The sequence below is a fragment of the Aureispira sp. CCB-E genome (assembly GCF_031326345.1).
Taxonomy (GTDB): Bacteria; Bacteroidota; Bacteroidia; order Chitinophagales; family Saprospiraceae; genus Aureispira.
In genome coordinates this window covers 185,200-205,017 of the sequence record NZ_CP133671.1, presented here as the reverse complement: position 1 = coordinate 205,017, position 19,818 = coordinate 185,200, and the positions used below count along the sequence as shown (strand labels likewise).

Genomic DNA, 19,818 nt, shown 5'->3' with positions numbered 1-19,818 from the left:
TAGAGTTGGGTATGTATTAATGATAGTCGACAATTTCTAAAACTTCTACACCTTTAATTTCTATCCAAAGGTATTGACCATTCTCATTTTCAGGAATAGGGTTTTCGTGAGGTTCAAAAATAAGGCGAAATGCTCCATCTAATGAACACGCCCATTGACCTTTTCTATCTTCTTTTAGTTCGTGATAATTGCCAGGAAAATGCCTTATGTCCTCTAAGTTTTTGACCATTCGGAGCGCATCAATACGCTGTTTAAATTTTTTGAATCGTACTGCTCCTAATTTCTTTTTACCTTTTTTATCATCATTAGCATAAGATTCAAGCTTCTTATCTTTAAACGTAATATTCACAATATAGTTACGGTTTTATTAACAGTAGGTGTTAATTTTTTATTAAACAAAAGTAGGTTGTTTTATTGAAAGCTTAAAATTTAAGCCTTGTTTTTTATTGAAAAAGTCAAAGTAATTATCTTCAATAGTTCGTTGAAAAACTTTATTAGCTTGATAATCAACAAGTTATATCTTTACTGTGTTTTGTGTTAAAATTTTGATTATCAAACTAATATAAATGTGCTTTTTTATCTTTTTGGTAAAAAAGTAAAAAATCAACGAACTACTATATCTTATAACCCAATAAATATTAGATATTATTAGGAATAAAGCCAGACCGCGCGTACGCATACGCAAGGCAGGATTATTTTTCGTATATTAAAAGCATGAACTATGATAACTTAAAAAAGAATCCGACAAATTTCTTGTCCCTAACGAGCCTAAAAGTAATCAGTAGGCTTTTTTCCAAATCGTTTTTCATAAATATTGGAGAAATGGTAAGGAGTAGAAAAACCAGAGGCATAGGCTACCTCAGCCATGGTTTCATAAGTATTCTGTTCTAGAAGATCACGAGCAATATTCAATCGAACTTCTCGTATATAGTGTGCAGGGGTAAGACCTGTCAACTTTTTTAGTTTGCGATAAAGACTGCTACGCCCCAAGTGAACAGCCTCTGCCAAAGTTTCCACACTAAAGTCGGGATCAGTTACTGATTCCCACAGAATTTGTTCCACTTCTTTCAGCCATTTTTGATTCATGGGAGACAAGGAGGGGACCTCTTGTTGAGAAGGGGATGTTGTTACAACTTCATCTTTGTGCGTTGTTATCAATGCTTGTTGGCGGATATTGGCGTTAGATAACAGATTGTGAACCCTTGCTAAAAGTTCTTCTGCTATAAAAGGTTTGGTTAGATAGTCATCTACTCCCATTCTGAGAGCGCTCAATCGATCCTTGATATTTGAGCGGGCAGTAAGCATTATCATAGGAATGGAGCTGAACTGAGGTTGTTCTTTGCAATATTTCAACAATGTAAATCCATCCATTTGAGGCATCATAATATCTGAAATAATTAAATCAGGCAATTTATTACCAGAGGTCGTTAGATAGTCATGTGCCTGTTTCCCATGCTTGCACAAAATGAGTTTAAAATGAGGAGACAACAACTGATGGATAAACAATTGCATATCTGGATGATCTTCTGCTATTAGAATCAAAGGCGCATATGCCATATTTTTGGTTGGAGAAGGAGAGGAAGTCACTTCAATAGCTTCGGAAAGTGGTGGGGGATTTTCTATCATAGAGGTGCTAGGAAGGGAGCTATGTTTTAGAATTAGACTAAAGGTACAGCCTTGTCCAAGTTCACTTTCTACCTTTACAACTCCACCCATCAGCTCTGCCAATTCCTTGCAAAAAGCCAATCCAATGCCAGTGCCATCTGCTCTATTCTGAGCTTGATTAGTTTGATAAAATCGATCAAATAAAAAGGGAAGATCTTCCTTGGCAACTCCTTGACCTGTATCTTTCACAGAGAAAATGATTTTATTCATATCGAGAACTACTCTTGCGTTTACTTTGTCCTTTGGACTGGTAAATTTAAAGGCATTGGAAATAAAATTATTTAAAATTTTCGCCACCTTATCTTGGTCAAGTAATACAATTTGTTCTTGGTCTACCCAAACCTCTATCGTATAGTCCAGATCCAAGAATAGGGCTCTTGATTTAAAGGTTGTTAGAATACGACTGGCAAAAAAGTTTAATGCTGTAGGTTGCTCATTGACTTCTAGTTTGTTGGCTTCCAATTTAGATAAGTCCAATATCTCCTCTACCAATTGCAACAGCTGCATGCCATTGCGTTCTATCATTTTTAGCTGTTGCTTTTCAAGGTCATTTTTCTTTTTATTTTTAATAAGAGCAGCCAATGGAGCTAAAATAAGTGTCAGGGGAGTTCGAAGTTCATGGGATATATTGGTGAAAAAACGAGATTTAAGTTGGTTTAACCCCTTTAGTTCTTCGGTTTGGGCTTCTAATTGTAATGTTTTAATTTTTAATTCAGCTGTACGTTCTACTACAATAGCTTCCAACATGCGCTTGCGCTTCTCTAGTGCTTGGGTTCTAAACCAAATAACCAATGCAATGATACACAGAATCAAAATAATAGAACAGGCAACAAACCAAGGTCTAAAATAGAATGGAGCAACTACTTCAAGAGCTATTTTTAGTAGTTGGTCACTAGCTTCTGTCTTGATGTGCAGGTCATAATTTCCATAAGGTAGACCATCTAAGTTAATTTCAGTTTTTTGGGTAGCACGCCAATATGGATCCAAACCAACAATGCGATAAAAAAAAGTAGGGGCTTGGTTGCGATAATCTAACAATCGAAAACCAAGTTGGACATTCCTATCTTGAGGCTGAACAACAATTTTTCGATCTTTAAAACAAGCAGCGGTTAGGTCTATGGTCTCATTTTTTTGATTGTCATATTTAGTATGTGAAATGATGTGCAATGCTGCTTTGTATACTCTTTTTGTTTGTTGAATCTCTGTTGGGTGAAAGGAAATGAGCCCATTTAATCCTCCAAAAAAGATGGTGCCATCGTGGGCTTGATAATGGGATATGGTATTAAATTCTTTTTGTGGCAATCCATCTTTAGTACTATAAGGAGTGATGATATGCGTTGCTTTATCAAAAGACATAATACCCATATTAGAACTCAACCAAAGGTGATTGTGTGCATCCTCATACACGGCATAAAGTACATCATGGGTTAGACCATGACGTGTAGTAAAATGTTTGTAAACTTTACTATTGGGATGCCACTTTACCAGCCCGTTGCCTTTGGTGGTTAGCCAAAAGTTGCCTTCCTTGTCTTCATGCAAATGGGTAATAACATCTGCTGGAAGATAATAAGGAGGCTTTCCTTTGGTGTGATAGCGTGCCTTGATGTGCATGTTTTTATCTAAATGATACAAACCCGATGAGCTAGCCAGCCAGATTCCTGTCTGATTTTCATGAAAATGGTAAATTTCACTTGTAGCAAGCCAATAGAACCCATTGTAATTATCCCATAGTTTTAATTTTTTGTTGGTTGCATCAAGATAAGACAAACCAATACCACCTAGCCAAATCTGACCTTTATAATCTTTGTACAAAGACCAGTATAAAGGAGGAATTTTGTGTTGAGACAATCTCAATTCATCTAGACTGTCATACAAAAAGAAATCATAAGCCGAAGTCTCTGGGTGATAGTGTATAAGTGTTCTATATTCTCCTGTCAACCAGATGCTTTCATCATCGTCTACTAAGGTGGCTAAGCGTGCGCCTCCATTTTTGCCTTTCATATCAACAGGATAGTTGGGGATATTGGGCAAGCGTTGCATTTGCTGTGTTCTATCTTTGGTTTGATAGGTACCTGTTCTCGAATTTAAATACAACCTACCTGTCGTATCTTCTGCTATGCCTCTACAACTGACACCAAATTGGTGGCTTGTTGTATTTCCCGAATAGCGTTTGAATGGATTGGGGACAACGTGCAGCAAGTAATTTTTTCGTTTAGTATTGACCCAAAGTCCTCCTTGTATATCAAAAAAAAGATGGGAGGGAGGGCTCTGAAACACTGTAGTAGTACATTGAGCAACTAGTTCAGCTTGTGTGGAGTACAAATCTATTTTACCCTCTGTACCAAAGCACCAAATCTGGTTGTGGTAGGGAGCATATTTATAAAGTAGATAATCTTTATCAACTGTGGGAATAAACCTTTGGGGCGATTGATGGTTTGCTTTATAAAAAAGGACATTTTTTGAAATCGAATCCTTACTTAATTGGGTCGTACTATAAATAATGCCTTGCCTATCGAGAGCTTTTATTAGGTTGATTGTCGTTCTGGGACCTTGTGGCTCGGCAAGAGGGTATTGTTCAATGATTTTTTTTCTTTCATTAAAATGGAATAAGTAATGATTTGATGTTTCGCTGATAGCAGTGAGCCAACCACTTGCCGCTTTTTCTTCATAAGGAATGGCTGAACGTATGGTGAAACTATCAGGCAAAGATAGTAAGTGTTCAATTTTGGAACCATTGTATTGATAAAGATCGTGTGGGGTGCTAAACCATATATTACCATCAGCATTTTTTCGAAAAGAGCGAAAGTGTATATCTGTTGCATCAAAGGGTAATGACTTGGAAAAGTATTGATTTAGTGGTGTGATAGCACCTGATATTGGATCAAAAACATCGATGGCATGAGAAACTTCCATTTCTCTAGTGTACGCTAACCACAACATGCTGTCTGGGGCACTAATGACCAAACGAACGTTGTTGCTGCGCAAGGCAAAATCCTTTTTGTGATATTGTTTAAATTCTTGCCCGTTATAGCGATTTAAACCATAAGGCGTAGCCAACCACATAAAGCCATAATTGTCTTGAGCAAAAGAATGAATGAAGGGGTGAGATAAACCATCTTCTGTGGAAAGTTCTTGCTGTTGAACAATATACTGTTTCAGCACCGTAGAAAGTGGCTGTGCGTGGCTACAAAACACGACGAACTGAAATAGAATATAGAGGTTGAATTTTTTCAAAAATATCAAAAAGATTAAGTTTCTAGATGAGATAAAAGTAACAAAAAAATGCATTTCTTCTCTTCTAATAACTTTAAAACGTGTTCTAAAGTCCATTGTTTAGTTGAGAAGGGGACAGTGGATATAAAAACGTGTCATAAAGGTATAAAAATATGTCATATCTCAAGATTTTGTATCAGTGACACAGAATTAGCCCTCATTATCAATATCTTCTCGTTTCTTTGAAGCAGAGCATTAAAAAAAATCACACCACATCTATTAAGGTTCACAACAACATTTTTTAAATCTGTTTTACAGAAATTTTACACAATAATTTGTATGAAGATAATTCAGAAAAAAGTTAATGAGCTTAGTGTGTCAGAACGGGCACAACTTGAAAACCTAATTTATAGATATTATAAATCTGCTGCGCCAAGCTTCATTGCGGATCGATTAGAAAAAGATTATGGATACGATATAGTGATGATAAAAAAGGGAGACATCATTCAAGGTGTAAGCTTTTATCATTTAACGAAATATAAAAAAGGACCATTAGGGCGCAGTCAATATATCCTTCATTTTGGACAAGTAATGAAGAGAAGTGGTTATCGCGGTAACATTATTTGGAAGCTTGGTATGTGGTATTCTCGTAGAAATATCAGTCAAGTATACTTTTTGAAAAATGTAACAGGTATTGCATCCTTTATTTCTCCCAAGGCTTTTGAACATTATACACACTTATTTCCAAAGTGCTTTTATGAACTAGAAACGAAAGTAGATAAAGAAGTTCGGTGTTTTGTTGAGGACTATTTTAATGAAATTAGAGGTATGACCATCCACTACAATTCTGACTTTTGTTTTGATAGCTCCGATTTAGAAAAAGAAGACATTACAGATGATTGGAATAAAATTTATCGTGCAAGTAATGAAACGTTCAACCAGCTATTTATAGACAATGGCATTATAAGTATGGAAAATGATCGTATTTACAAAATGCCTCGCCATATTACGGTATGTGGTATTCGTAGACCCATGCCTTTTGACAAAAAATTAAACTTACCTCCTGTATATAAAACTATTAGGCAGAATACAGGACTGCTATTATCTTAAACTCTATCTGTGGTAATTCTTTACTCTATGGCAGCGTATTCGTAATCATTAATAGTCTCGGAAAGAATGAAAATAAAAATGATGAAAATATCAATCATTTTGTTTGCTCAATGGTTGGTTTATCTCACTTGTATTAATTTTTTTGAATTATACATTCTTGTAGTTATTTTTTCAATTTTGGGGCTTGGAGCGATTCAAAAAAGTCAGCTTGAAAAAGCACAAAAACGACTTCATGAACTAGCAATGGTCGAAACTTTTTATGTAACGTTACTATATGTTCTTTTTTTCGTGGGATACAATCAAATGGTTGCATATATGATTCTTATTTTGATATTATTGCCACAAGGAATCTTATTTATGAAGGCTTCTTATAATGGCACTCGTTATGTGAAAGTATTCAATACTGCCATACACTTGTTGTGTTTGATTTTTCTTTCCATTCAAAGTGCTACAGCAGCCATTAACTATCTCAATTATCCTCAGATTTTTGATGCTTCGACGAATGATTACTATGGAATATTGTATTTGATATGGGGGCTTCCTTTTTTGATTTCAGGAGAAAAATACCACTCTATTGGTTTTCTCGTGCTTCAATCATTTTCCTTGTTATTGTCCTTTTGTCATGAAGATTTTCTAAGTATGAGACTATTTACTGCTCAGATATCATTCATTTTGATTTTCATGCTCAAAGTAGACTTTCAGTTAGAGACAACCCAATACCTTAAGAAGACAAATTCTACCCTTTCTGTGCTGTCCTCAATAGGAATATTCCTGTTGATCGCATCTTGTTTTTTTATCGACAATTAAAGCTGTATATATAATGAGTACTACTATTTTAAAGCATTATGCCAAGGAGTTTAGAGATCATAAGTATCGTTCTAATTTGTATCACTCCTTGTTTCACTTTTTCAAATTTTTAGCGTTTGTTATTCTCTTTTTTATAATACAATATATGTTGTTAAAATCAAGTATAGACAATTGGGTTTATGTTAGCATAGCTTTAGTGATCGCCTTTTTTCATGGTTTGTCTTATCTTAGTTTATGGTTAATCGGGCACGATTGTGGGCATCAGTCATTTAGTAACAATCATAAAGTCAACCAATTGGTAGGAAGCATAGCTACTTCGTTTATGTTAATGAATTATGAAAATTTTAGAAGGAGTCACAATATGCATCACAATTTTATTGGCAACATTGAAAAAGACGAGGCATTTGGACCAAAAGCGAAACGAAAAGACTTTTGGTTACAACGACTGATTCGATCGGTTGTATTGATTCCGTTCTTTGCTTACCTAATGGCAATATTGTTTCCAAGCCTCACCAAGACGCCTAATTACGTCAATTATTTTTGGCCTGATAAAACGCCCAACTCCATCAAGGCATTTGTTTTTATTCTTGCCTATCTTCTACTATTGGCACTTATAGCCAGTTTTATGCCTTTTAGCTATTTCTTTTTTGTAGGTATCTTACCTATTTTAGTAGCTTGGGTCTTTTTTTTAATAACCACTTTCCTCAACCACACGGGAGCAGATACGGTATGGTATCCCAATGAAATTTGGACTTATGATAAAGGCGTTGTGAATTCCATTAATCTAAGTTATGGTCCTGTGATTGACTATTTTTTAATAGGTTTGGGTAGGGATCATTTTGCCCACCACATCAATCCCAGCATTCCGCATTATAAATTGAAAGAGGCGACAGACTATATTGGTTCATCTCATCCTAACAATAGAATTGTCAAAGGCAACTTTTTTAAATTCTTATACTATTATTACAAATATTCTATAAAGAGGATTATAAAAGGATATTTCGAAAATAGTAAGCAACCCTTTCGATATAATCAAGCACAGAATAAGTCCGTTAAGGCTATTGCTAACCTAAAAAAAGACGACAATACCTAAACGAATAGATCTTGCAATAAGATTCAAAGCAATAACAATTCCTTATTATTTAGTTTTCTCTTTTCTTATCTGTATTTTAACATCATCACAGAATGCATTATTTCGTGATAAAATCGTATCAGTTTAGCTTCGCTGCTACTACGTGGTACTTCGTGAGCGCTACGCTTTTAGTTAGCTATGTGGTACTGTATAAGTGCTTCGCAGTTGATTATTAATATAGATCAAAACATTTCTTTTCAGAAAACTAAAACCGTATGAAAATTTGGGCAACATCAGATTTGCATGTAGACTATTCAGAAAACTGGAACTGGTTTATGGAATTATCGGAGATTGATTATCAAGAAGACATATTGATAGTAGCTGGAGATATTATTCCTGACCTCAAGAAAACAGCAATTCTTTTAGAGTCATTGGTAAAGAAGTTTTGGAAAGTATTTTTTGTGCCAGGGAATCATGACGTTTGGTTGGGTAAAAAGGAACGAATGAACTCCTTAGAGAAGTTTCATCAATTATTATTGTTGGCGGAAGATTTAGGTGTTCAAACGACTCCCTTTGTTAGTTCAGAATTAAGTATTGTCCCAATATTCTCATGGTATGACTATTCTTTTGGGCAACCTTCTGTAACTATTAAAAGAGCTTGGGTGGATTACAAAGCTTGCAAATGGACAAAGACAGAAGAAGAATTGACAAACTACTTTTTAGGATTAAACGAACCGCATTTGAACCTCAAAAGCAATGCAATTATCTCTTTTTCTCATTTTGTTCCTAGCAAAGATTTAATACCGCCCAATGTTCCCAAAATAGTTAAAGCATTATTACCTGTTTTTGGTTCTAGTAAAATAGAAAAACAACTGCAACAACTAGGAACAGACTTACACGTCTATGGACACAGTCACCTTAATAGAAGCGTGCAAAAAAACGGAATTTGGTATTTAAACAATGCTTTTGGGTACCCACATGAGCAACATATTTGTCGAAAAGTATTGCTACCTATTTACGAGGATGGGGCAGTCATAAAAGGTATTGAACAATGGCCTACTGCTCCTAAGCGTACAAGTTAGTTCGAGATTTTTTTGCGCTTTTTATAACGTACAATAAAAAATCCAATTAAAATAACTAATAAGGCAAGTCCAACACCAAACATAATATGCAACTGCTTAAATGTTTTTCCAGTTCGAGAAACTAATTCAAGAGGCTTTACATCACCCGTTTGAACAAACGCAGCCCAAAATGCAGGGTGCAAAGCAGATTGGTTGTCTTGATTTTCTAGGTAATCTAATTTTGCTTTTCGCAAGGCTTTCTCTTTAGAAACACCACAAGCTAAATTAATATAGTAGTTCTTCATAATTTGGCTAGTTGAAAAATCATTAACTTGCCACAAACTCATCAAAATGGAAGAAGCTCCCGCATACGAAAAAGAATGAGCTAAAGACATGACACCTTCTCCTTGCTGAAACTTTCCATAGCCCGTTTCACAGGCTGATAATACAACCAAATCAGCGTTTAAATCTAGTTGTGCAATTTCATAAGCACGTAAGAAATTATCTTCTACAGTTGAGCTATCTTCAGAAAAAACTAGACTCGACAAAATAGGATTTTTATTGTCCAATACGCCGTGCATTGCCAAATGAATAATGCCATAGTTGGAAGCCTCTTTTTTGAAATTTTCCTCACTAGCTGTTAGACCATTATGAAAAGTACCCCATAAGTGTTTTTGAAGTAAATTTACTTCTTTAATGGCACCAGGAAGAGGCTGTAGCCCTTCTCGGACAATACCAATATCTCCTCCTCGTTGATGGCTAAAAGAGTTGGATGTAATGGTAGGATATTCTGCGGCAAAAGCTAAAATTCCCCGTTTGGGAATGGTACGGTGTTTTTGTTGATGCTTTTGTCCCAATAAAATAGTAGCGGAATAACTATAACTAATGGGATAATCTTTTAGTAAATAAGGATAGTGGGCAAAATCCAAATTTTCCTTAGGTTGCTCAGTCAAAAAAGTTTCAAAAGGGAGATGCCCCAATTGTTGATCTGGAACAATGATCAAGTGTTGCCCTTTTTTTACATCAGCCAAAACAGGCTGAACAAAAGTATGATAAAAATATTGCGCAGCATTGCTATACAAACTATTGGCTTGTTTATTGTCCGAAAGGATAAAACGATAATCAGTTAGTGTTTTGCGTAAATTAAGTGTCTGCAAATTCAAATCTTTGGGAGTATATTTTAAAGGAAGCATATCCAAGCTATTTTTGCTAATAACAAAAACAAATGGATTTTCAAGACCCAAAGTGTATTCAATCAAAACCTTGTCCTCCTTTGCTAAATAGTCTTGTATTTCTTTTATCGTACTTAAGTGAATGTTGTAGCGGTGTTCATAATATTCTGGATATTGTTCTTGAATAGATTTTTTAAACTGTTCAATTTTGATATTTAGATCATTAATATCTTGTTGAATAACATTTCTTTCGGCAATATTCGCGGCTTCAATTTGTAATTTTTGTAGATTTTTTAAATCCGCTTTATAAGCTTTTTCCTGTTGCAAGAGGTTGTCTGGAAGTTGGAGCAATGTTTTATTTTCTTTAGATCGCAATGCATTAACCAATAAGGTTGACTTGCCTCGTTCTGAATAGAAAAATGCATCTTCAATATACTGAGGATTGTTTGTGTGTTTGTATAACTCATAGGCATAATAAGTTCCTCTGTCAAATAAGATGGAGGCACCTAAACGGAACAAAATAAGCTTGTTGGCTTCAGAAATATAGCTGCTCATCATTGTTTCGCCATACTTGGTCATTGCTTGCAATACTTTGTATCCATCTTGAAGCGCTTGCAAATCGTTGGTCGATTCATATATGGTTTTGTATAATTCTATGGTATACATCATGATGCCAGCTTGTCCACAAGTAGCTAGGTAATCATTTTTGAACATCAGCTCTTCAGCTTGATTTGGAATGTCAGTTAGGTTTTCAAATGTCAAGCTATTGGTAATAAATGCCTTTTTGAACATTTCCTTTGCCATGTCAAAATCCTTTAGAGCAGTATATGCAACGCCATATTGCGTCCAAACCCGTGCAAAAGTTAGGTCTTTGGAAGACAGGGTTTTAGTAGCAATGGGCAAGTATTGGGTTAGTATATTTCGAGCATCCTCATTGCGCCCAACCAAGGCATAAGCCTCTGCCAAATTGGCAACAATACTTACACTTAAACGAGGAGAGGATTGGGCAATATCCAAAGCTGCTTCGTATTTTTCTATAGCTTCGTTGTAGTTGTAGGTGTTTTTTATACAGATGCCTAGATTGTTGAGAAGAATAGCGTGGTAGATACTGTTATTTCTACCTTGTTGCTGGATGGCTCTTAGCCCTGTGTTGTAGGTTGATATTCCTTTGTTCCAATCACGTATACGAGTATACACAAAACCACTTTGATTGAGGGTTTCTAAGTACTCTATGGATTTAGTTCCTAATGTCTTTTTTACTGTATTCAGAGCTTCTTCATACATACCTGCTGCTTCATTATAGCGAATCAAAAGCATATAAGCATTGGCTAAGTCCAACAGCGATTTGACATAACGAATATCTTCTTTTCCGTAGGCATTGTTGTTGATTTCTAATGCCTTTTCAAAAACTTCTTTTGCATATTCATGCCTTCCTAAATGCAATAACTGCCGTCCATAAAGACTTAATTTTTCTACATTAGCAATATCGTTATCTTGAATTGCATGGAGCATATCATACGATTGGCGTACGCAGGCATCTATAGGTAAATTGCTCAATTGTTTGGAGTATTTGTCGGGAAATACCAACATATCTTGAGCTGAGAGTAAGAAAAAACTATGAAGAAGCAGGAAAAGTAAAAATATATGTCTCATTTGATCTTTTTTAGGTCTTAATTGCAACAGTTGGCTGAAAGAATGTATTCAGTAGATTGTTAGTGTGATACTTTTGGGCATTATAATGTATAAAGATAAAGGGATAAGGCGGCATAGTCTAAATAGCAAACGTCGAATCTATGAAAAGTAGGGAAAAAACAAATTATAGTATCGGATAGTTGTTATTGATGTTCTTAATATAATGTTAAAATAATTAACTATTCCCTTCTGAAACCTTATTCTTTTCAATCTCTTAATTATAGGAATGAACCAGTGAGTTCTTTAGGTTCAAAAAAAACATTAAAAAGGTTCTTTTTTTGGTATTGGTATGCTTTTTCAACCAAAGTACTTATTTATTCAATAAAAGAAGCGACAATCATTTTTATACGATGAAAAACAATTAACAAAACTAGATTTCATTTTTTATTGTTAATTTTGACGGCAACCAAAATCTTAGCGTCTGTATAGACTGATAATTAAAACAAAAACTATGTATCCTAATTTAAGATATGCTTTTTATGATTTATTGGGGTTAGATATTCCTGCACTAGCATTGGTACAAACATATGGCTTTTTTCTAGCGTTAACTTTTTTAGCATGTGGCGTTGCGCTTAGTCTAGATTTGAGACGTAGAGAGCGATTGGGGATGTTAGAAGGGGTAGAGGAGTCCAAAGAAGTGGGAAAACCATTGTCTTTGGTGGATGTATTGGTCAATGCTTTATTAGGGTTTATTTTTGGATTTAAAGGGTTTTATGCCATTCAGTATCCAGATTTGTTCATAGGTCCAGATGCCAAAGACTACTTGCTCTCTATGCAACATGGTTCTTGGATAGGAGGAATTTTCTTGGCAGGGTTGTTTGCTTTGTCTAAGTATAGAGAAAAAAAGAAAGAATTGGAATTATATCCAACTCCTCAAACGATCCAAGAAACGATTATGCCACACCAACGTGTAAGCGATATTATTATTATTGCTGCTATCAGTGGAATTGTCGGTGCAAAGCTCTTATATATGACGGAGGTGGATTATAGTTCTTGGGAAAGTGTCGTTCGCGATTTTTTTAGCGGTAGTGGCTTGAGTGTTTATGGCGGTTTTATTTTAGCGTTCTTTGTCGTCTCTTATTATATTCGGAGTAAAAAAATTGCACTTAATCAAATGCTAGATGCTTGTGCACCTGCTATGATTTTGGGGACAGGCTTGGGGCGTTTGGGCTGTCATTTTTCAGGAGATGGCGACTGGGGAGATCCTAATAGATACGCCAAACCATACAATTGGATTCCTGATTGGTTGTGGGGCTATCGTTATCCTAATAACGTCATTAATGAAGGCATTCCATTGGAAGATTGTTATTATCCAGATAATTTTGGTGACTATTGCCACATCTTGCAGGAACCTGTTTTCCCAACGCCTATCTATGAGTTGATTATTTGTCTAATTATTTTTGCCATTTTATGGACAATTCGACATAAAGTAACTTTTCATGGAATTGTATTTACAGTCTACTTAATTCTAACAGGTCTAGAGCGTTTTCTTCTTGAAATGATTCGTGTTAATGAAGATTATTCTGTGGCAGGGTTTTCTCTATCACAAGCACAATACATAGCAATTGTTCTATTTATCATTGGGGTGATCTCAACCGTTATCTTGTTGGGGAAACAACGAAAAATGAATGCAGAAGGGTAAATTATAGGCAAAAATCACGAACCTACTTCTTGTTGTTGTGAAAATGAGTGAGGTAATTGATTGCTTCGCTCTAAAATAAGAACTATAATTTAGTGGTTAGGTCTATCTTGATGTTAAGTGGTAGATGTATCAGAATAGCAATTGTTTTAGTATAAACAACCAAGAAAAGAAAGGGTAATTTTAGCCATTATAGCTTCAGGATGTTTTGACGTATTAAAATCCAGTTATTATCAGTTTGTAAAAAAGTTTAATATGAGAGCTGGAAATGCTGTTTTTTTGTTCTTTTACTGCGTGAGCCTTCGGGGTCATTGATAAAAGAACCAAACCACGAAGTAGCACCAAAGGTAATCTAGGGTTGATATTCCAATTTGCATGATATTTACTGACTAATTAGCTTCGTTGAGCCTTCGGGTTTTCTATTTTTTATAATGCCAGAGGTCCTTCGGATTGCTTCCCTTCGGTCGCAACTATAAAAAATCACGAAAACTTAGCCAGATGTCATAACAACGGCAAAGTCCTCATGCAATAAATTTCCATAATACCCAACAAGTAAATCAATTGTAAATAAATAATAGGAGAGAATAACTTTACCTACATTTCCTTTTTTTATTTAGCAAGTGGTTTGTAAAATACATAGCCATGTGTACTATCTTGAAAAGGAAAGTAAGCTTTGGGTAAATCGTTGTAGGCAGAACCTCCCCACTGAGATAAGAAAACATTTTTGAGATGCATTCTACCAGGTGTCATAGTATTAGGATTGTCATAAATAATAATAGACCTAGCCACACCCGTTTCGATAGTAGATAGCATCCAAAATTCATAAGAACTTCCCCAAGTTAACATCAAATTTTCGGGGGCATCTTTATAATAGATAGCCAGCTTCTTATTTTCTAAATGAGCAGTTTCTTTCAGTAATGCTTGTTTCCATTCCAATGGTTTAGAAAACTTTTCATGTTGAAAGCCAATATGGATCAATCGACAGACAACAATGAAAGTGAGCAGTGTTATCGCTTTTTTTGAAGCTAATAATGGTAGAATATCTTGCACAAAGGCAAGGGATATGAATAAGCTTAAAGGCATATAAAAAGATTCCATGTGGAAAATGATATGCCCTTCAGGTTGAGAAACATTAATTAGAAGCAAATAACCTAAAACAAAGAAAAACAATAGGAAAAACTTCATTTTAAAGCGTTTTTGGGCATAATACCCTAAGACAATAACCCATAGAATAGGCAAGAAATAGTAGTCCGTTAGCAAGTGGTGCCCAAAATGTCGATTGCTTTTAATGGATATATAATCAGGGAAGAAGCGAACAAAATTATTAATACCACTACTGGCATTGGTGTCATAAGTTGTTTTAAAATACAAGGTTTTGACAGCCAAAATACCTAGCATGATAGGAAAGGCAATCAGAATATATTTCTTAAAGTTGCGATGGTCTGTGCTTAAAAATAAAAATAAGGAAAGAAAGGTGATGTTAATAAACGACAGTGGATGAAAGAATACAGCCGTTATAAGCATACCCAACAACAACAGTAAGCGTAAAACATGTACCTTTCGCTCTGCGGAATATTGCAAGAAAGCAAAGTAGAATATCAAAAAAGTTAAGCTTTCTACCAGCTCTGACTGAATCCAATAAAAGGTTTCGGAAACAATGAGCAAATCGACTAATAGAATTGTCTGTGCAAATTTAGGCTTCTTTAAAACATTTAAGCAGATAAAAAATCCTAGCGCTTTGTAGATGACAAAACCCAAAGAGTAGTTTATCATTACGTACTTAAGCGGTAAACCTATTGCTTGACTAAGGTATAAGAACGATTGCGTAAAATAAGAACCAAAACGATTGGCTTGTATGGCGTAGTCATCTGCCTTGATAATAGCAAAAAAGCGAAAAGCAACGTCACAAAAAATAGTACGCTCTTTATAAAAGACGATGGCTAATAGAGCTAAGGTAGCATAACTAAAAACACCCAACCAAAAGAGTTTTTGGGAAGGTTTGGTATCAAGAGTAGAAGTCGACATAATTGAAACAAGTAACTTACTTTACAAGTATATTTTTATTAGAATATAAATTGACCGCTCTCATAAATCAATTCATCATCTGCGTAAATTTTTCCACCATTCTTCATGTCTGCAATCATATCCCAATGAATCGCAGATTTGTTGGTGCCTCCATTTTGAATATAGGCTTGCCCAATAGCCATGTGTACTGTTCCTCCAATTTTTTCATCAAAAAGGATGTTCTTAACAGGAGTTTGAATACGCATATTTGTTCCAATGGCAGCCTCTCCAAAACGTCTAGCCCCTTCGTCAATGGCAAAAATTTTATCTAACAACGCTTTTCCTTTTTTAGCTTCCCATTTTTCAACCCAACCATCTTTTACCCAAAGGGTAATCCCTTCGACTTCTTCTCCCATAAACATCGATGGATAAGCAAAGTGAATGGTTCCATTGACCGAATCGTCAACAGGAGCCGTGTATACTTCGCCCGATGGCATATTCGTTTTTCCATCGGAATTGATCCAAGTGCGCCCTTCTGTCGAGAAGCGAATGTCAATACCTTCTCCTAAATAACGCATCTGAGTTCTACTATTCAACAAATCTACAGCAGCCTGTTGTTGGCGACTCACGTTTTCCCAACAAGCTTGAGGATTCTCATCAAAAAGATGGCAAGCATTGTATATGAAGTGTTCATATTCTTCAAGAGAAAGCCCTGCGTTTTGAGCGTTGGCAATGGTTGGGTATTCACACAAAGTACGCTTTAATTCTAAGGTTGCTGTCCGTTCTGAGTAGCGTTGTCGGTAGGGTAATTTTGCAGCAGCATCCAATTTTGCATTTTCTGAGTTGGTAGACTGTGTGGCTCGACTATAAAAAGGAGCACGGATATAGATATAGGCATCAAACTCTTGCATAGCCGCTGCATAAATAGGATCGACATATTCCAACTGGGCAGGACTACTCTCATTCAGTCGAATGTTATTTTGATCTCTAAAATCCATTTGAATATGTGGCAAACCACCCGCTCGTAATATTTCTCGATAAACTTCTCGAATCAGAGGTTCTGCTAGGGTAGTAGACTGTACAAAGACACGTTCCCCCTCTTTGAGACTGACACAGTAATTGACTAATAATTGAGCATATTTATTTAGAATAGACGACATGTTGTTGCGTTTTTAGATTGCTGTTGTTAAGTAAGTCGAAAAGATACAAAAAAATAAGCATTGTTGAAGATAATTCAAGAATGCTTCAAAGAGAAGAGATGGGGGCTTTTTTAGAAAATTTTACGAATACTAATTTTTAGTTTCAATCCATCTAAACAATAGTTCGTTGAAACCACGAAGTAGCACCATAGGTTATCTACGAACGACTATCTAAATAGATAAGCTTGTTATCAGATTAAGAATGACAAACTTTTATCTTTATTGAAGTTTGTCATTCTTATATCAGTAGGGTTTATCTTAACTTCTCCTTCAAGTACTCCCCCGTATATGATTCTTTAACTTTTATCAAGTCCTCTGGAGTGCCTTGAAATAAAAGCTGTCCACCATTAACACCGCCATCTCGACCTAGATCAATAACATAATCTGCTGATTTGATAACATCTAAATTATGCTCAATTACAATAATTGAGTGTCCAATTTCAACCAAGGCATTAAAGGCATCGAGTAGTTTTTGTATATCGTGGAAATGCAAACCTGTAGTTGGTTCATCAAAGATGAACAAGATTTTTTCACGACTATTCTCCTTTGCCAAGAAAGAAGCTAATTTTACCCGTTGAGCTTCTCCACCACTCAAGGTGCTCGAAGGTTGTCCCAAACCAATGTACCCCAAACCTACATCGTAAAGTGGTTGTATTTTTGAGATAATTTCTTCATTGTCTTCAAAGAAAACCAGCGCTTCCTCTACCGTCAGATTAAGAACATCATAAATATTTTTATCCTTATAACGAACACTCAATACCTCACTTTGGAAGCGGAAACCATTGCAATCATCACAAGTCAATCGCACATCTGCCAAAAACTGCATGCTGACAATTGTCTCGCCTGCACCTTTACAAGTTTCACATCGACCACCTTCCACATTAAAAGAAAAGTGTTTGGGCTTGAAACCTTTTATTTTGGCAGCTTGTTGGCTAGAAAATAGTTTACGAATGGCATCATAAGCTTTGACATAAGTAACAGGATTAGACCTAGAAGACTTGCCTATAGGCTGTTGATTGACCATTTCTACTCGATGGATTGCTTTTGTATCTCCCTCTATAGCACTATGTGCCCCAGGCTTTTCAGTTCCTTCGCCTAGTTGGTGCATCATAGCAGGATATAAAATTTGCTTGATAAGAGTTGTCTTTCCACTTCCACTTACTCCTGAAACAGCAATAAAGGTATTTAGAGGAAAGGTAACATCTATGTCTTTTAAATTGTGTTGTCTAGCTCCTTTTATAGTAATAGACTGTGTCGATGTGCGACGATGTTGAGGAACTGGAATTTCCATCCGACCACTCATATATTTGGCGGTTAAGCAATCGGCAGCCTCGCTATGGATATTCTCATAAGGACCTGCAAAAACAACTTTGCCACCATGTACCCCCGCTTGAGGACCAATATCAACCAAATAATCAGCATTGGCAATAATGTCCTCTTCGTGTTCGACAACCACTACTGTATTACCTAAATCCCTTAGTGCTTTAAGCACCTTGACTAGACGAGTTGTATCTCTAGGGTGCAACCCAATACTTGGCTCATCCAGAATATACAAAGAACTAGTTAAGTTAGAGCCCAAGGAGCGAGTTAAATGGATGCGTTGAATTTCTCCACCAGATAATGTCGAAGAGATCCGATCTATTGACAAATAATTTAATCCAACATCCAACATAAATTGAAGTCGTGTTGTAATTTCTATAATTAAACGACGAGCAATTTCATAATCGGTATCTGAAAGGTTTATGTTTTCAAAAAAGGCATAAAAATCTTCGATTGGAATATGAATTAAATCGGCAATGGTTTTTCCGTCAATATAGACATGTAATGCCTCCTTTCGAAGACGAGACCCAGAGCACGTAGGGCATTTTGTTTTGCCTCGATAACGAGCCAATAAAACTCTGTTTTGAATTTTATATGTCTTGGATTCTAATTCTTCAAAAAAGGCATTGATACCATCAAAAAGTTCGTTGCCTGTCCACAATAATTGACGTTGTTCTTCCGTTAAATCTCTATAAGGAGTGTGCACAGGGAAATCAAGTTGGTGAGCGACATTTAAGAATTTTTGACGCCAACGCCCGACTTTTTCACCTCTCCAACAAACAATGGCTTCTTCGAAAACAGATTTTGTTTTGTCAGGAACAACTTTGTCTTCGTCTATGCCCATAACTTGACCATATCCCTCGCAAGAAGGACAGGCTCCAAATGAACTATTAAAATTAAATAATTGAGGTGTTGGTTCTTCAAAAAGAATCCCATCCAACTCAAATTTATTATTAAAAATAGTCTCGTTTCCATTGGTATCTTGAATCATACAAATACCTTGACCCTCTTGAAGAGCTATTTGAGAAGAATCAGCAATTCGCTTGGCGTTATCTTCGTCATTTTGGGTGGCTGCGAAACGATCAATTAAAATTTTTAAATCTTCTTTAGGATTTTTTACACTATCTGGATTTTCGATTAAAACTTCTATTTTTTGAAGCTTTCCGTTGTACAAAACCCTAGTATAGCCTTTTTGTAGCAAAAAATTGAGCGTTTTAGGTAAGGTTTGCCCTTCTCGTTGCATAAAAGGGATTAGCAACATAACCTTTGTTCCTTCCTCCAAAGACAAAACATAGTCTACTACATCAGAAACGGTATGCTTTTTGACCTCTTGATTAGATATAGGAGAAAACGTTTTGCCTATTCGAGCGTAGAGAATACGTAAGTAGTCGTAAATCTCTGTTAATGTGCCGACTGTTGAACGGGCATTTTTGGTGCCGACTTTCTGTTCAATGGCAATAGCAGGACAAAGACCTTTGATATTGTCAACATCTGGTTTTTTCATTCGCATCAAAAATTGACGCGCATAAGAGGACAAACTTTCTACATATCGACGTTGCCCTTCTGCATATAGGGTGTCGATTGTCAAAGACGATTTGCCCGACCCAGAAACTCCAGTAACAACGATAAGTTGATTGTAAGGAATTTCAATATCAATGTTTTGTAAATTGTTGGCACGAGCGCCTTGAATATGGATAGATTTTTTTTTCGTCATTAATTGAAACCTTATAAACTAAATTAACGTAATTAGTTTAGTGAAAAAAAAGAACACATAAATAACTGCGAATGATATCACATCTAAAATCAAAAAAATAAAGCTGATTTTACCTAAGTTGATAATATTAAAGAGTAGTCTACTTTAAAA

Annotated in this window: 11 protein-coding genes; 5 read left to right on the top strand and 6 right to left on the bottom strand. The window is 35.7% G+C overall.

Going from position 1 to position 19,818, the window contains the following annotated elements:
• Positions 1-16: 16 nt before the first annotated feature.
• Both QP953_RS00845 and QP953_RS00840 read right to left on the bottom strand, forming a co-directional pair.
• Positions 17-349 (bottom strand): type II toxin-antitoxin system RelE/ParE family toxin, encoded by a 333-nt coding sequence (locus QP953_RS00845; RefSeq protein WP_309553665.1) that lies wholly within the window; start codon positions 347-349, stop codon positions 17-19.
• 419 nt (positions 350-768) lie between these two features.
• Positions 769-4,995, bottom strand: coding sequence for an ATP-binding protein (locus QP953_RS00840; RefSeq protein WP_309553664.1), 4,227 nt, complete (start codon positions 4,993-4,995; stop codon positions 769-771).
• A 222-nt stretch (positions 4,996-5,217) separates the two neighbouring features.
• On the opposite strand from QP953_RS00840, the gene QP953_RS00835 reads away from it, so the two are divergent.
• From QP953_RS00835 to QP953_RS00820, 4 genes are all read left to right on the top strand, one after another.
• Positions 5,218-5,988 (top strand): hypothetical protein, encoded by a 771-nt coding sequence (locus tag QP953_RS00835; protein ID WP_309553663.1) that lies wholly within the window; start codon positions 5,218-5,220, stop codon positions 5,986-5,988.
• A 78-nt stretch (positions 5,989-6,066) separates the two neighbouring features.
• The gene (locus tag QP953_RS00830) at positions 6,067-6,795 is read left to right on the top strand and encodes a hypothetical protein (protein WP_309553662.1); all 729 of its coding nucleotides are present in this window, start codon (positions 6,067-6,069) and stop codon (positions 6,793-6,795) included.
• Positions 6,796-6,808: 13 nt separating this feature from the next.
• Positions 6,809-7,888, top strand: a complete 1,080-nt coding sequence (locus tag QP953_RS00825) for a fatty acid desaturase (RefSeq protein WP_309553661.1) — start codon at positions 6,809-6,811, stop codon at positions 7,886-7,888.
• A 254-nt stretch (positions 7,889-8,142) separates the two neighbouring features.
• Complete coding sequence (locus QP953_RS00820; RefSeq protein WP_052595704.1) at positions 8,143-8,949, top strand: metallophosphoesterase; 807 nt, start codon at positions 8,143-8,145, stop codon at positions 8,947-8,949.
• Here the strand turns inward: QP953_RS00820 and QP953_RS00815 are convergent.
• The gene (locus QP953_RS00815; RefSeq protein ID WP_309553660.1) at positions 8,946-11,753 is read right to left on the bottom strand and encodes a CHAT domain-containing tetratricopeptide repeat protein; all 2,808 of its coding nucleotides are present in this window, start codon (positions 11,751-11,753) and stop codon (positions 8,946-8,948) included. The two genes, QP953_RS00820 and QP953_RS00815, sit on opposite strands and share 4 nt — an antisense overlap.
• A gap of 490 nt (positions 11,754-12,243) precedes the next feature.
• Between QP953_RS00815 and QP953_RS00810 the strand changes: the two genes are divergently transcribed.
• Positions 12,244-13,434 (top strand): prolipoprotein diacylglyceryl transferase, encoded by a 1,191-nt coding sequence (locus QP953_RS00810; protein WP_052595697.1) that lies wholly within the window; start codon positions 12,244-12,246, stop codon positions 13,432-13,434.
• A gap of 606 nt (positions 13,435-14,040) precedes the next feature.
• Here QP953_RS00810 and QP953_RS00805 read toward each other — a convergent pair.
• The 3 genes from QP953_RS00805 to uvrA all read right to left on the bottom strand — a co-directional run bounded on the left by QP953_RS00805 (position 14,041) and on the right by uvrA (position 19,668).
• Positions 14,041-15,456, bottom strand: coding sequence for a hypothetical protein (locus QP953_RS00805; RefSeq protein WP_309553659.1), 1,416 nt, complete (start codon positions 15,454-15,456; stop codon positions 14,041-14,043).
• 38 nt (positions 15,457-15,494) lie between these two features.
• Positions 15,495-16,595, bottom strand: coding sequence for an aminopeptidase (locus QP953_RS00800; RefSeq protein WP_052595694.1), 1,101 nt, complete (start codon positions 16,593-16,595; stop codon positions 15,495-15,497).
• 292 nt (positions 16,596-16,887) lie between these two features.
• Positions 16,888-19,668, bottom strand: a complete 2,781-nt coding sequence (gene uvrA / locus QP953_RS00795; RefSeq protein ID WP_309553658.1) for an excinuclease ABC subunit UvrA — start codon at positions 19,666-19,668, stop codon at positions 16,888-16,890.
• Positions 19,669-19,818: the final 150 nt, after the last annotated feature.

Coding starts and splice junctions, on each gene's coding strand:
- QP953_RS00810 (WP_052595697.1), top strand. CDS start 12,244: ATGTATCCTAATTTAAGATATGCTTTTTATGATTTATTGGGGTTAGAT.
- QP953_RS00825 (WP_309553661.1), top strand. CDS start 6,809: ATGAGTACTACTATTTTAAAGCATTATGCCAAGGAGTTTAGAGATCAT.
- QP953_RS00835 (WP_309553663.1), top strand. CDS start 5,218: ATGAAGATAATTCAGAAAAAAGTTAATGAGCTTAGTGTGTCAGAACGG.
- QP953_RS00800 (WP_052595694.1), bottom strand. CDS start 16,595: ATGTCGTCTATTCTAAATAAATATGCTCAATTATTAGTCAATTACTGT.
- QP953_RS00805 (WP_309553659.1), bottom strand. CDS start 15,456: ATGTCGACTTCTACTCTTGATACCAAACCTTCCCAAAAACTCTTTTGG.
- QP953_RS00820 (WP_052595704.1), top strand. CDS start 8,143: ATGAAAATTTGGGCAACATCAGATTTGCATGTAGACTATTCAGAAAAC.
- QP953_RS00830 (WP_309553662.1), top strand. CDS start 6,067: ATGATGAAAATATCAATCATTTTGTTTGCTCAATGGTTGGTTTATCTC.
- QP953_RS00815 (WP_309553660.1), bottom strand. CDS start 11,753: ATGAGACATATATTTTTACTTTTCCTGCTTCTTCATAGTTTTTTCTTA.
- uvrA (WP_309553658.1), bottom strand. CDS start 19,668: ATGACGAAAAAAAAATCTATCCATATTCAAGGCGCTCGTGCCAACAAT.
- QP953_RS00840 (WP_309553664.1), bottom strand. CDS start 4,995: ATGGACTTTAGAACACGTTTTAAAGTTATTAGAAGAGAAGAAATGCAT.